Annotated in this window: 12 protein-coding genes; 8 read left to right on the top strand and 4 right to left on the bottom strand. The window is 45.5% G+C overall.

From position 1 onward, the window contains the following. Nucleotides 1-137: 137 nt before the first annotated feature. From FRZ54_RS20155 to FRZ54_RS20145, 3 genes are all read right to left on the bottom strand, one after another. The gene (locus FRZ54_RS20155) at nt 138-530 is read right to left on the bottom strand and encodes a hypothetical protein (protein WP_228462555.1); all 393 of its coding nucleotides are present in this window, start codon (nt 528-530) and stop codon (nt 138-140) included. A gap of 55 nt (nt 531-585) precedes the next feature. Then, the gene (locus FRZ54_RS20150) at nt 586-993 is read right to left on the bottom strand and encodes a DUF7674 family protein (RefSeq protein ID WP_147033612.1); all 408 of its coding nucleotides are present in this window, start codon (nt 991-993) and stop codon (nt 586-588) included. Between the two features lie 125 nt (nt 994-1,118). Further along, the gene (locus FRZ54_RS20145) at nt 1,119-3,083 is read right to left on the bottom strand and encodes a M1 family metallopeptidase (protein WP_147033611.1); all 1,965 of its coding nucleotides are present in this window, start codon (nt 3,081-3,083) and stop codon (nt 1,119-1,121) included. A gap of 161 nt (nt 3,084-3,244) precedes the next feature. Between FRZ54_RS20145 and FRZ54_RS20140 the strand changes: the two genes are divergently transcribed. Then, a complete protein-coding gene (locus FRZ54_RS20140; protein WP_147033610.1) occupies nt 3,245-5,263 on the top strand; it encodes a thioredoxin domain-containing protein in 2,019 nt (672 codons plus the stop codon). A gap of 23 nt (nt 5,264-5,286) precedes the next feature. After that, nucleotides 5,287-5,787 (top strand): FKBP-type peptidyl-prolyl cis-trans isomerase, encoded by a 501-nt coding sequence (locus FRZ54_RS20135; RefSeq protein ID WP_147033609.1) that lies wholly within the window; start codon nt 5,287-5,289, stop codon nt 5,785-5,787. 14 nt (nt 5,788-5,801) lie between these two features. Here the strand turns inward: FRZ54_RS20135 and FRZ54_RS20130 are convergent, their stop codons facing one another. Next, nucleotides 5,802-6,566 carry a toxin-antitoxin system YwqK family antitoxin gene (locus FRZ54_RS20130; protein WP_147033608.1) on the bottom strand — a complete coding sequence of 255 codons (765 nt, stop codon included), beginning with the start codon at nt 6,564-6,566 and terminating at the stop codon, nt 5,802-5,804. 114 nt (nt 6,567-6,680) lie between these two features. Between FRZ54_RS20130 and FRZ54_RS20125 the strand changes: the two genes are divergently transcribed. The 6 genes from FRZ54_RS20125 to FRZ54_RS20100 all read left to right on the top strand — a co-directional run bounded on the left by FRZ54_RS20125 (nt 6,681) and on the right by FRZ54_RS20100 (nt 14,311). Continuing rightward, nucleotides 6,681-7,244 carry an acyl-CoA thioesterase gene (locus tag FRZ54_RS20125; protein ID WP_147033607.1) on the top strand — a complete coding sequence of 188 codons (564 nt, stop codon included), beginning with the start codon at nt 6,681-6,683 and terminating at the stop codon, nt 7,242-7,244. A gap of 61 nt (nt 7,245-7,305) precedes the next feature. After that, the gene (locus FRZ54_RS20120) at nt 7,306-9,204 is read left to right on the top strand and encodes a tetratricopeptide repeat-containing sensor histidine kinase (RefSeq protein WP_147033606.1); all 1,899 of its coding nucleotides are present in this window, start codon (nt 7,306-7,308) and stop codon (nt 9,202-9,204) included. Nucleotides 9,205-9,369: 165 nt separating this feature from the next. Beyond that, a complete protein-coding gene (locus FRZ54_RS20115) occupies nt 9,370-10,905 on the top strand; it encodes a TolB family protein (protein ID WP_147033605.1) in 1,536 nt (511 codons plus the stop codon). Between the two features lie 32 nt (nt 10,906-10,937). Beyond that, nucleotides 10,938-11,855 (top strand): sugar phosphate isomerase/epimerase family protein, encoded by a 918-nt coding sequence (locus FRZ54_RS20110; protein ID WP_147033604.1) that lies wholly within the window; start codon nt 10,938-10,940, stop codon nt 11,853-11,855. A gap of 154 nt (nt 11,856-12,009) precedes the next feature. Further along, nucleotides 12,010-12,594 carry a gluconate 2-dehydrogenase subunit 3 family protein gene (locus FRZ54_RS20105; protein ID WP_147033603.1) on the top strand — a complete coding sequence of 195 codons (585 nt, stop codon included), beginning with the start codon at nt 12,010-12,012 and terminating at the stop codon, nt 12,592-12,594. Nucleotide 12,595: 1 nt separating this feature from the next. Next, nucleotides 12,596-14,311 carry a GMC oxidoreductase gene (locus FRZ54_RS20100; protein ID WP_147033602.1) on the top strand — a complete coding sequence of 572 codons (1,716 nt, stop codon included), beginning with the start codon at nt 12,596-12,598 and terminating at the stop codon, nt 14,309-14,311. The last annotated feature ends 37 nt before the right edge of the window (nt 14,312-14,348 follow it).

The raw sequence follows: 14,348 nt of genomic DNA, 5'->3' as shown, positions 1-14,348 counted from the left end.
AACATATCTCTATTTGATCTCTACCGACGTTTTTGCGCCGATGGCGCATTTTGGACTTGCAACTGATTAACCCCAGCGGGGTTAAACGTCGGTAAAAAAAATAATGAAATGAAAATTGCGTGCCGTAGGTACGCAACCTAATGAGGCAGCTTATCCGTCCGTATCTGCCATAATATCCATCCAAACGGCACCAGCCATATCAAATCATTCAGTAAATTGACATAAAGGAATTTTGGCGTAAGTTCACCAATCGAAATATAATAAACAGAACCGACCGGTCCCAAAACCTTGCCAATAAATCCAACCAATATCAACGGCCAATATCGCAGCGGGTCGCGCGACGCGAAGTAGTAGGCTATGGCATAAGTGCCCACCAGCATGCCGATACATCGTAACAGGATCAAAGTAAACGGCGTGGCTGAATAATCGAATAATATAATTTGAGGACATACAGATATTACAATGCCCCAAACAGCATTGTAAATAGCGGCGAGGAGCATGATGAGTTTGGCGAGTTGGAGTTTGGTCATTAAGATTACAAGAAAATTTAGGTTGATTAAGCCAACGAACATTAAGAAGCGCGCATCAGGATTTTTTCTTCTTTTCTAATTGTTCCAATTCGTTTATAAAATTATTAAACCCTTTGTTCTCCGACACGGAATTATAATGGCGATGTAAACTATCCCTAATGTTTTTAAGCTCCGGCGGAAGGAGTTTTTCAATTTTACTATTTTTTCTGATTGTAAGTTTGGCCAGATAAGTAATCCCTATCGAGTTTTGTATTCGACTATTGACCATGCTATTATGCAGTGAAATAAAGTCAAAACATTTTTTAACCGTTTGAATATTATTTTCATTTATAGCTTTTTGTGTAAAACGTTTAAATGTTCCCATTTGTAAAGTAATAAGGCCTACATCGTCTTCATCCAATACTTGGCCCTTTATTTCGGGGAAATTATTTACAAGTTGATCTATAAATTCCTGATACTCCATACCTGCTGTATTAATTATAAATCTAATATTTTATAGCAAACAAAAAAGACCAGATTTGAGAGGATCCGGTCTTTATATAATTTAAGCAAAATCAATCTTTCTGCTTTCTCCTTTAAGCTTTCCGCTTATTTTCCTTCCCAAACATTGTTTTTTAAATCTACATCCGGCATTTGTTTATCCGGGTCGATCTCGACTTTCGTAATAGTTGATGTTGAAGGGTATTTAAATTTCCAAACCCCGCCAATGCGCTGCCAGATATTAACAGGCAAATGGAGAACTTCCACTTTCCCGTTCGATTGTGTGATCTTCAGGTCAACAGGCATCGCCATTTTCTCCTTGTTCACCAAAGTAATGATAGCACCGTTAGCTGCATCGCCTTTTACATAAGTTACTGATTGCACGGCCTGGTCAAGCTCCCAGGTGGTGAAGAACCATTCTTTCCAGAACCAGTTCAGATCTTCGCCTGCGGCATCGTTCATCGTACGGAAAAAGTCGTAAGGCAAAGGGTGTTTAAACGCCCAGTGTTTGATATATTCGTTAAAGGCATAGTCAAAGCGGTCGGGGCCTAACACTACGTTTCGCAGCATATCTAACCCGGCAGATGTTTTCACGTAATACTGACCGTAATCATTCAGGCCCATTGCTTCCGGGGCGACCATAAGGGGGTCTTTCAGCCTTTTCAGGTAGCCAACCAGGTTGTGTGCAGGGCGCGCGGTTGTATCGTCATATTCGCCGTGATTGAACATTTTGGTCGAATACTCATTAATAAAGGTGTTAAAGCCTTCGTCCTGCCACATGTATTTACGCTCATTGGAACCTACGATCATCGGGAACCAGTTATGGCCTATCTCGTGTGTCACATCGCCCCACAAATTGCCTTTTTTCAGGTTATCCAAACAGAACACGATACCCGGATATTCCATACCCAAAGCCACTCCTGATACAGTTGTAGCCGAATTCCATGGGTATTCATAATATTTTTTTGAATAGATCTCAATACTGTATTTCAGGTATTCGGTAGCGCGGCCCCACGAATCATCGCCCGCGCTTTCGGCAGGATAGGTGGCCATGGCAATGCCTTTGCGTCCCGAAGGGAAATTTACTCTTGCTGCGTCCCAGATAAAGGCTTTTGATGCTGCCCACGATACGTCGCGGGTATTCAGCATCTTAAAGTGCCAGGTTTTGGGGCCTTTGGCGCTGGCATTTTGCATTACCTCATCGGGTTTTGTTATCATCACTGTTTTGTCGCTTTTACGGGCCTGTGCCAGGCGCGAAAGCTGGGTAGGGGTAAGTACCTGCTGCCCGTTTTGCAGGTCGCCCGACCCGACAACAAGCATGTTAGCCGGTGCGGTTATATAATAATCAAAATTGCCGTATTCGCAGTAAAACTCACCCAGGCCCATGTATGGCAGCGTGTTCCAGCCTTCTACGTCGTCATAAACGCACATGCGCGGGTACCATTGGGCTATCTCGTAAACATAGCCGTCCTTGAATTTTTTGCGTCCCATACGGTCGGCGCCATACATCGGTATCGAGAACCAGTATTTTATTTTCAGTTCTATCCTGGCCCCATTGGCAGCCATTGGTGCATGGAGGCGCACCTGCATACGGGCATCGCTGATAACCGGTGTTACGCTATAAGCTTGTTTATTATAAGTAACCGATACCGACTGGATATGATACCCGCCGCGACTAAACCCGCGCACGTCAAAACGATCCCCGGTAATAGGAGTAACTGCCGCGCCGCGCGAATCAGGCTTGAACAGGTTTTGGTCGAGCTGCAGCCACAGGTGGTCAAGTTTGTCCGGGCTGTTATTGGTGTAGCTTATGGTAACTTCACCGGTTACCGTAGTATCCTGCGCGCCTTCTGTCAGGGTAGCCCGGATGCTGTAATCAGCGCGGTTTTGCCAGTAATTTGCGCCGGGCAAACCGTCTGCCGAGCGCGTATTGCCGCTGGTAACGGGCCACGTAATAGGGCCGAAGAGGTCATGGTGATCGTATTTAATAGAATCGGTTTGGGCCGATGCGCTTGCGGCCATTAACAACGCAAAACACACGCCCAACAGGTGCTTTAAATTTAATTGGTTCATTATTTTTGAGAATTTGAGGAACAAATAAACCAAAATTATTTGACGATGTTCCATTTGTAACTTTCTAATTACTGGAAATGTGATAATTGCATATTTTCAGACCTTTAGATTACCTGATTGTACCGTCTTATGCTCATCTTCGCCATCATTATAAAACGTCTATGAACCGATTAGCTAATTCCGCCTCCCCCTATCTTTTACAACACGCCAATAACCCGGTCGACTGGTATCCCTGGGGGCCAGAAGCTTTGCAAAAAGCTAAGGATGAAAATAAGCTGATGCTGGTCAGCATAGGCTATTCGGCCTGTCATTGGTGCCATGTGATGGAACATGAAAGTTTCGAGGACGAAAAGGTGGCGGCAGTGATGAACGAATACTTTGTGTGCATAAAGGTAGACCGGGAGGAACGTCCTGACATCGACCAGATATACATGACCGCCCTCCAACTAATGACCGGTCGCGGTGGCTGGCCGCTTAACTGCATCTGCCTGCCCGATCAGCGGCCGATTTATGGGGGCACTTATTTTCGTAAAAACGATTGGGTGAGCCTGCTGTTCAACCTGGCCGATTTTTACAAAACCAAACCCGGGGAGGCAGAGGAGTACGCTGTAAAACTGACAGAAGGTATACGGCAATACGAATCGTTTGCACCGGCAAGTGAAAAGGTTCAACACACCAAAGCCGACCTTGAACTGATCGTCAAAAACTGGCTGCGGTATTTTGATAAAGTAGAAGGAGGAATGGGGTCATCGCCTAAGTTCCCCATGCCCAATAACTGGCAATTTTTGATGCGGTATGCACATTTGATGAAGGATGAAAGCATCGCGGAACAGGTTCAACTAACGCTGCGTAAAATGGCCCTCGGTGGTATTTACGATCACATAGGCGGTGGCTTTGCCCGGTATTCGGTAGATGGCCGCTGGCACGTGCCGCATTTCGAAAAGATGCTGTATGATAACGCCCAGTTGGTTAGCCTTTATTCCGAAGCCGCAATATGGCACCCCGATCCGTTATACCCGGAAGTTGTGGACGAGGTAATTACATTTATTAAACGGGAATTAACCTCGGCCGAAGGTGGTTTTTACTCGGCTTTAGATGCTGATAGTGAAGGAGTGGAAGGCAAATTCTACATTTTTGCAGCCGAAGAGATTGAAGGCATTTTAGGTGCCGACGCGGAATTGTTCTCACTGTATTATAATATAACGGAAGAAGGTAACTGGGAAGAGGAGCATACCAACGTGCTGTTCAGGGATGAAAATGGCTTGCAACTCGCCGCGCGGCTTGAATTAACACCGCAGGAACTGGATGCAAAAATAAAGGCACTTCGGCAAAAGGTTTTTGAGATTCGCAGTCACCGCATCCGCCCGGGGCTTGATTATAAAATACTGGCATCGTGGAATGGCCTGATGCTGAAAGGACTTTGTGAGGCGTATCGCGCATTTGGCAAATCCGAGTATCTTGAACTCGCCTTGCAAAACGCCGGCTTCATTCTAAGTAATCTTGTCGGAGCTAACGGAAGATTATCCCGAATTTACAAAAGCCCCTCCCTTCGGGGGAAGGATGGCGATGAGGCTGCTTTCCTCGACGATTATGCAAACGTTATCGACGCCTTCATCGCGTTATATGAGGTCACTTTTGAAGAGAAGTGGATCGGTAAAGCAAAAGAGTTGACAGCTATCGCCATCAATCACTATTATGACGATACAAACGGCCTCTTCTTTTTTACGGCCGCTGATGATGAACAATTGATAGCCCGCAAATCTGAGGTGATGGACAGCGTGATACCGGCATCTAATTCGGTGATGGCTCATAACCTGCAAAAGCTGGGGCACTTTTTTGACGACGACCAGTATCTTGAAATATCAGCAAAGCTTTTAGCCGGCGTGGCGCCGCAAATAGCACGTTATGGTTCGTCGTACTCAAATTGGGCCATGCTGATGCTAAACGAGGTTTTTGGCCTTTATGAAGTTGCCATAACAGGGAATGACTATGAGCTGAAGCGGGTTGAACTGGAAAAAAATTACATCCCTAACAAAATAATGTTGGGTGGTAAAAAAGGAAGTTTACCTTTGCTGCAGGGCAGGATTGCCGAAAACACCCGGATATTTGTATGCAGGGATAAAACCTGCGGCTTACCTTCCGAAAATATCCGCGACGTATTAAAACAAATCAACGATTAAATAATTATCAAAAAAAAGACAGCATGAAGATTGCACCAAAACACGTAGTGTCATTAACCTACGATCTGTATGTAAAAGACGAGGATGGCAAAGAGGGTTTAGTAGAAAGCGCTACCGAAGAGCAGCCTTTAACTTTTTTGTTCGGCGCGGGCCAGATGCTGCCTAAGTTTGAAGAAAATTTAAGTACCCTTTCTACCGGCGACCCATACGATTTCCAGCTTTCAGCAGTCGACGCCTATGGTGAATATGATGAGGAAGCGGTAGCTAATTTGCCTAAAGAGATGTTCCAGGGAACCGATATTCCCGAGATAGGGAGTATGTTGCCGCTCCAGGATAACAATGGTAATCGTTTCCAGGGACAGGTAGTATCTATTGCTGAAGACTCGGTTATCGTCGACCTGAATCACCCCATGGCAGGGCACGAGCTCCATTTTAAAGGAAATATCATTAATGTGCGCCCGGCAACAGACGATGAAATGTCTCATGGCCATGCCCACGGCCCCGATGGCCACCACCATCATTAATTATTGCAGCGATTTCAGAAATCGTCGTCAACACCATAATTAATATGCGGCGGGTCATTTTTTACACCCCGCCGCATATCATCGTCAAAAAGCGCCAACCCGCCATCGCCATCTACCCGGCAATGAATAATAATGCGGCATATCACCGGTTTATGGTTTATTGTAGCAGGTATAAATTCCTTATCTTGCTCTTTAAGCAGTTTTAACGACATACGCGTACCCTGGAGGAGATCCGGGCCCGTTACCGTCACCTTCATATCGGCCAGCCGGCCCAGCGGACTGATCAAAAGTTCCACCTTGCCCTCGTATAGCCCCGAACCCCAATAATAACTGATAAAAGGCGTTTTATAAATAGCCAGGTATGGGAGGTAACCGTAATAACGGCCGCCTATTTTTAAAGGCTTGGTGGTTTTGTCGGAGTCAGTCAACTCCTTGTCAACTAAATAATCAAATCCCGACGCGCGACTCTCAAATGCTTCATAAACTATCGTATCCTTGTCGACGTTGTAGGTTTGCATCAGCACGCCCTTTGGGTTGAAATAGCGCCAAACGCCGGTCTTTTTATTTCTTTTATAAATGCCGCTCACAATAAGGTGCTTGCGCTTATAAAACTCCTGGTAAAGTCCGTCTTTAATTTGCTCATCGCTCTTCAATACGGTGTAAACCGCGGTCATCCTGTCGCCGAGCTTTTCCTTTTTTTCAATAAGATCCTGCGAAAAGCCCCTTGTACATAAGGATAGGGTAACAAGAAGAAGTAGCAGTGTTTTTTTGTCAGGCATAATAATTCAGCAATATAAGCATACACAGCCAATTTCAAATTGCACCATCTATATTTACTGACGAATAGTATATATTTTTGCGGGAGACTTCTACCTTTATTATATATTATAAAAATGACGACCCCAACCGACGCCTCTTTCTACAAGCCGGTAAGTTTTTCTGAAACTGTTATAACCGAGCTGATGATACCGTCTTATTCCAATTTTGGCGGCAAAATACATGGTGGTATTTTATTATCGCTAATGGATAAAGTGGCTTACGTGTGCGCAGCCAAACACGCGGGTAACTATTGCGTTACCGCTTCAATAGATACTGTCGACTTCCTGGCGCCGGTCGAGGTCGGCGATCTGGTATCACTCATGGCTTCAGTAAATTACGTAGGTAAAACCTCGCTTGTTGTTGGCATTAAAGTTATTTCGGAGAACATTAAAACCAACACCGTGCACCATACCAATACCAGCTACTTTACCATGGTGGCAAAGGACGAGGACAACCAGCCCGTAATAGTGCCCGGCCTGGTGCTGGAGAACCGCACCCAGGTAAGGCGCTTTCTTGAAGCCAGGCGCCGTAAGCAGCTTAAACATAATTATAAACAGGAGGCCGATAAGATAGTGATGCCGGACGACGAGGAACTTTGCCGGGAAATGCTTGAAGGCGAACGCTGTACCATTGCCTGACAATGTCCTTTTTTATTAGATATTTGCCGAACTTTAGAACTTTTTTATCGTAATAACGCTTATGCGGGCATTATTTGGTGTTATACTTCTATTATTGATAAAGGGCAATGTTGTTGCCCGGCCCGCAGCCGCCGTTCCGCCCGCATCAAAAAAGACTGTTGACAGCCTCAATAGCGTTAGCTTTAATATTTACCTCGAATCTCCCGATTCGGCGCGCCATATCGCCGAAAGGGCACTTATCCTTGCCGAAAGTGTTAAATATAATGATGGTATCGGCCGCAGCTTTCTTAACATCGGGGATGTATACTGGTCGCAATCCTATTACCCCATTGCTTTGTTTTATTTTAACAAGGCGTTAATGAATATACCCAGGGAAGACAACCTGCTTATTTCAAGCTGCTATAACATCATCGGCCGTACTTATTCCGATCTCCGGAACTTCAGGCTCGCGCTCCATAATCTTAATCTATCTGAGCAGTATGCCCATGGCGACCCCGACCGGGTAGCCGAGGTTTATAGCGAACGCTCATTGGTCTACCGTCGCCAGGGTAAGTACGACGCTGCACTAAGCGATGCCAGGAAAGCCCTGCTATTGAACGCAAAGGCAAATGATGCACCGAATACCGCCGTGTTGTATGGCCGGCTAAGTACCATTTACACGCTTATGGGAAGGTATAAGGAATCGATAGCCTATTCTGATACTGCGCTGGCTATGAGCTTTGCCACACACAATAAGCGTTTGCGTGCAACTACTTATATCGAATATGCGGAAGTTTACAACAAACTGCACGATTACGAAAAGGCTATATTTTATGCAGTTAAAGGCGGAAACCTTGCGGACAGTATAGGTGTGGTCGATGCCATAACCAACGCTTATAAGGCTTTGATTGGCACTTATGAAAGCAAGGGCGACCTGAAAATGGCCATGTTTTACCAAAAAAGGTATAACAAAATGCAGGATAGCCTCAGTACGTTCAATAAAATTAAGAATACGGAGCTGATACAGGATTATTTTGCGCTTGAAAAACACCTGAATGACATGGCCGATATGGAGCGCGCGGCGCAGCAAAATAAAGCGATGCTGAAATGGCAGCGTGCTGTTATCGTCATCCTGGCGGTATCGCTCCTTGTGGTCGTATTCATTTTGTTTATCACCTATTATTTCTACACGCAGAAAAAAAGACTTGGTGAACGTTTGAACGAACAGAACGAAGGTCTTCTGAAACAAAAACAACTGATAGAGGTACAGGCAGCTAATCTTGAAGTAGTAGCCAACATAAAAGACAAATTGCTGGCTACGATAGCGCACGACTTGCGCACACCGCTGGCAAACCTGCGGAATATTACAGATATGTTCGGGGTTGATTATCTTTCTAAAGAAGAGGTTCACGTCCTGATGAAGGATATTAACCCAATGGTAAAAAGCGCTGAACTTACGCTGTCAAATCTTTTGGATTGGGCAGGTAGTAAGATAAAGGAACGCGGTGTCAATTCAACCGGCCTTGATATTTCAGTACTGGGAGCCGAAGTGGAGCAGGTGTTCAGCCAGGCTCTTGAAAAAAAGAATATTAGATTTATTAACAAGGCCGTCCCCGGAAATTCTGGGCTGGCCGACGAGAACCACATCAAGGTCGTTTTGCGCAACCTGGTAAGTAATGCCATTAAGTTTACGGATAATGAGGGCCGAATAACCCTTAATTCTGAATTTAGAGGCGATAGCCTGATCATAAGCGTAGAAGATACCGGCAAAGGCATGAGCGAGCCTGAACTACAGAAGCTATTTTCTATACAAACGCACTTCTCCCAACGGGGTACCTCGGGCGAAAGTGGTACAGGCATCGGGCTGATGCTTTGCAAGGAACTGGTGGAACTTAACGGCGGTAAACTCTGGATATCTTCCGCTCCTGGCAAAGGCAGCAAATTTTATTTCAGCCTCCCGCTGAACAGGGCATACGCCTGATCCTGGATTTGCCCTGTTTTTCTTTGATCTCAACGTAACCGGTGCTGTAAATACACGTTTCCCAAACGTCGTTGTAAAATTTACACAAGCTGTTTGCATGTTTTCTCAATGTAATTTATAAATTAGCTAACCCAATTATTAGTGTCAATTAAACACCGTTTCCTGATGAAAAATAAAATACGCCTTGTTGCTATTTCTGCACTTTTGTGCGCGGGTATTTTTGGTGCCCATGCCCAAACCGGTCAGGTCGGCATTTTTGACGGTCAGTCTGATGTTGGCCTTGTGAAGCACAAGGGCAGTGCCAACTACGACAGCAACATGCAGCAATATCAAATGGAAGGATCGGGCACCAATGTTTGGGCCACCCACGATGAGTTCCATTACCTCTGGAAAAAAATGAAGGGCGATTTCATTTTGCGAACCAATATTAGTTTCATCGGTAAAGGTGTCGAGGAACACCGTAAAATTGGCTGGATGGTGCGTTCCTCGCTCGATACCAATTCAAAGCATCTCAGCGCAGTGGTTCATGGTAGCGGGTTAACTTCGCTCCAATACCGGCCGGCCACAGGCGGGGCCACCGAGGAAAAGAAGTTTGAGCTTACCGGCGCTGACATTATACAGCTTGAGCGGAAAGATGGCAAATACACCATGTCGGTAGCGCACAAAGGTGAGACTTTCGTAAGCGTAAAACTCGACACAACTGATTTTTTAGGCGACGATGTATACGTTGGCCTCTTTATTTGTTCTCATAATCCTAATGTGGTCGAAAAAGCTACTTTTAATAATGTACGTATTGTAGTACCGGCGCCCAAAGACCTGGTGCCCTATCGCAATTATATAGGCAGCAGTATCGAAATACTGGACCTGGCCGATGAAAATGCTAAAGTTATTTACCAGATTCCCAACTCGCTCCAGGCCCCAAACTGGACGCAGGATGGTAAATCACTGATTTATAATCGCGACGGCATCCTGTATAACTTCGACCTGGCTACCCGTACCCCAAAGGCTATCAATACAGGTGTCGCCAATCACAACAATAATGATCATGTGATCTCCTTTGATGGGAAAATGCTTGCAGTAAGCAGTGGCAATGGCGAAAAGGGTGCTTCGGTTGGGTTTACGGTACCTATTGGCGGCGGCGAAGCAAAACAGATAACGCCAACAGGGCCCTCTTACATGCACGGCTGGTCGCCGGATGGTAAATATATCGTGTTCTGTGGTGATAGGAATGGGGAGTACGATGTTTACCGCATCCCCTCCGGCGGTGGTCCAGAAGTAAGGCTGACCGATGCCAAAGGCCTGGATGACGGACCCGAATACAGTCCCGACGGTAAATACATCTACTTTAATTCTGTACGTTCTGGCCTGATGCAGGTATGGCGTATGAAAGCGGATGGAAGTGAGCAAACACAGTTAACCAACGATGATTTTAATAACTGGTTCCCGCATATTTCGCCTGATGGGAAATGGATAGTATACATTACATTTTTGAAAAACGAGGTTTCGCCGGGAGACCACCCGTTCTATAAACATGTCTACCTAAGAGTGATGCCTGCTAGTGGCGGGCCATCAAAAGTGGTTGCTTATTTATACGGCGGACAAGGAACTATCAACACCCCGTCGTGGGCGCCGGATAGTAAGCACCTTGCATTTGTAAGTAATTCAAGCTTGCTGTTCCCGGCTTTCCCGATAGGGCAGTAATAAAAAGAAACACGCTAAAAAATCATATAAAAATGGATAATTCACGCAGAGATTTCATCAGGAACACAGCCCTGGCGGTTGCAGGCGCGGCATTGGTATCGTCAAACGACCTTTTTGCAGCACCAAAAAAGATCGAAAGAGTGGGGCTTCAGCTCTATTCGGTACGCGATGCTATGAGTAAGGACCCTGCAGGTTCGCTCAAGAAGTTAGCCGATATGGGCTATGTTCATGTCGAGCATGCCAATTACGTCAACCGTAAGTTCTACGGGTATACCGCTAAAGAGTTTAGAAAATTGTTATCGGGAATGGACCTGCAAATGCACAGCGGCCATACTGTAATGACTGCGCATGATTGGGACGATGCAAAAAATGATTTCACTGATAAGTGGAAATATACTGTTGAAGATGCAGCAGAAGTTGGCCAGCGCTATGTGATCAGTCCGTGGCTCGATGAAAGTTTGCGTCATGATCCTGATAAGTTGAAAAAGACAATGGATCAATTCAACAAATGCGGAGAGCTTTGTAAAAAATATAATATGAAGTTCGGCTACCATAATCACAATTTCGAATTCAGCACTAAAGTGGGTGATGAAACGCTTTATGATTATATTTTAGCCAATACCGATCCTGAATTGGTCGCACAGCAGATGGACGTGGGCAATATGCTGGGCGCCGGCGGTATCGCATTGGACCTGCTGAAGAAATATCCAGGCCGTTTTGAGCTGTTGCACGTGAAGGACGAAATTAAAAGCACTACCGGGCAAGGCATGGATGGTTATGACAGCACTATACTTGGTGAGGGTGTTATGCCGGTTAGGGATATTGTTAAAGAGGCCCGTAAGCATGGCGGCACCAGTTGGTTCATCATCGAGCAGGAGTCGTACCAGGGCAAGGACCCGTTCGATTGTGTAAAAATTGATTTACAAACAATGAAAAAATGGGGTTTCTAACCCCTTTTTTGCTACTTTTCAACGAGTAAAAAAATCTGTTGCTGTGTATTGCCAGAATAAGCGGTATTTTTTTGCGTTTTTATTTTATAATGTCAATTATACACTATATTGCCTGTGTTTTCCCCCTGAACAGGCATTATAACCTAATTTAACAATGGACAGGCGTACAGCGATCCGAAATTTAGCCCTGGTACTTAGCAGCGCGGCCATATTACCGGCTTGTACCAAAGATAATCCGACGGCCCATTTCAAGCATTTTGATGTCACCGGCGACCAGGAAGCATTGATTGCCGATCTGGCTGAAACAATCATTCCAAAAACCACAACACCCGGGGCAAAGGATCTTAATCTCGACAAATTCGTCTGGCTGATGCTGGATGATTGTACAAAAAAAGAAGATCAGCAGGCATTTTTCAAAGGCATGGATAAGTTTAACGATCTTACCAAAAAAATGTATAGCAAAAGCTTTGCCGATTGCAGCAAAACCGAGAAGGCTGCTATCCTGGCGACATTTGAAAAGAAACCGGGCGCCAAACCAACCGGCCGCAACCCTTCAGGGAAAAAAGACGATAAGCCAGAAAAGAAAGATGAATTGCAGGCATTTTATGGTACAGTAAAAGGGCTTACGGTTTTTGGGTACACGCAATCGCAGTATTTTATGACTAAGGAGATAGTGTATGAGTTGGTGCCGGGCAGATATAACGCGCATTTCCCGGTTAAAAATAATATGAAGGCTTAAAATGGCAAATCTGAATATCGACAGCGCAAAAGAGCGCACCTTTGATGCTATTGTAATTGGATCGGGGATTAGTGGGGGCTGGGCCGCCAAAGAGCTGACCGACAAGGGCCTGAAAGTTTTAATGCTGGAGCGCGGCCGCGATGTAAAGCATATTAAGGATTATCCGACCACTAATATGTACCCGTGGGAATTTAAACATCGTGGGGTATTGCCGATGGCTGTGCAGGAAGCCAATCCTATAGTGAACCGTTGCTATGCCTTTGGCGAAAGTGCGGCTCATTTTTTTGTTAAAGATAATGAACATCCGTATGTACAAACCAAACCATTTGATTGGATACGGGGCTATCAGGTAGGCGGCAAATCGTTGCTTTGGGCCAGGCAAACCCAGCGCTGGAGCGAGTTTGACTTTGAGGGGCCGGCAAGAGACGGTTTTGCTGTCGATTGGCCCATTCGTTATCAGGATATTGCACCCTGGTACAGCCATGTGGAAAAATTTGCCGGTATATCCGGTAATAAGGACGGCATCGCCGAGTTGCCTGATGGGGAGTTCTTGCCGGCTTTTCCGTTAAACGCTGTTGAAGAATATTTTAGAAAGCACGTTAAAGTGAATTATCAGAACAGGCATGTGATAAGTGCACGTTGTGCGCATCTATCCAAACCTAACCAGATACATCTCGACCAGGGCCGTGCGCAATGCCAGGAACGTACCATTTGCGAACGCGGATGCCCGTTTGGCGGATACTTTAGCAGTAATGCTTCAACTATTCCATGGGCCCTTAAGTCTGGAAATTTAACGATCAGGCCCTTTTCGGTTGTCGAGTCTATTATATATGACGAGAAGAAGGGAAAAGCAAGCGGCGTCCGTATCGTTGATACCAATACCAAAAAAACCGAAGAATTTTATTCACGCATCATTTTTGTAAATGCGGCGGCCCTCAATACCAATCTGATATTGCTCAATTCAAAATCGCACCGTTTTCCTAATGGTTTGGGTAATGATAGTGGCGTGCTGGGCAAGTTTGTGGCTTTCCACAATTATTCGGCACATATCGGGGCGGAAGTTGAAGGATTTGAAGAATGGGCCACCGATGGCCGCAACCCGGCCGGCGGCGGATATATTCCGCGTTTCAGGAATGTTTACAAACAGGAGACTGACTTCCTGCGGGGTTATGCCTGTGGCTTTAGTGCCTACCGCGGGTTTAAGCATAGTTACGATGGCTTCGGCGAAGATTTTAAAGCGGGCCTGGCTTCAAAGGAATATGGTCCATGGCGTGTAGGTTCGCACATGATGGGCGAAACCATCCCAAAGGAAACCAATTTTGTAAAGCTTGATGATAGCAAGAAAGATGCCTGGGGTGTGCCATTGCTCGATATTTCGGTTGATTATGACGACAATGACGAGAAGATGAAAAAGGATTACATCGAACAGCTTACCGAAATGTTTACCAGTGCCGGTTTCAAAAATATTCAGCCGTCCACCAACCACCAGGCGCCGGGTTTGGATATTCATGAAATGGGTGGGGTACGGATGGGCAAGGACCCGAAAACGTCCATGCTGAATAAATGGAATCAATTACACGCATGTACCAATGTTTTTGTAACGGATGGCGCCAGCATGACGTCTACTTCTTGTCAGAATCCCTCACTTACATATATGGCTCTCACCGCCCGCGCTGTCGACCATGCAGTGAGCGAATCGAAAAAGGGGAATGTATGACGGACGATTTTTCAATACCTACTTTAAAGGCATTTGG

It is taken from the genome of Mucilaginibacter ginsenosidivorans (assembly GCF_007971025.1).
GTDB lineage: Bacteria > Bacteroidota > Bacteroidia > Sphingobacteriales > Sphingobacteriaceae > Mucilaginibacter > Mucilaginibacter ginsenosidivorans.
This window is presented reverse-complemented; position numbering and strand designations above follow the sequence as displayed.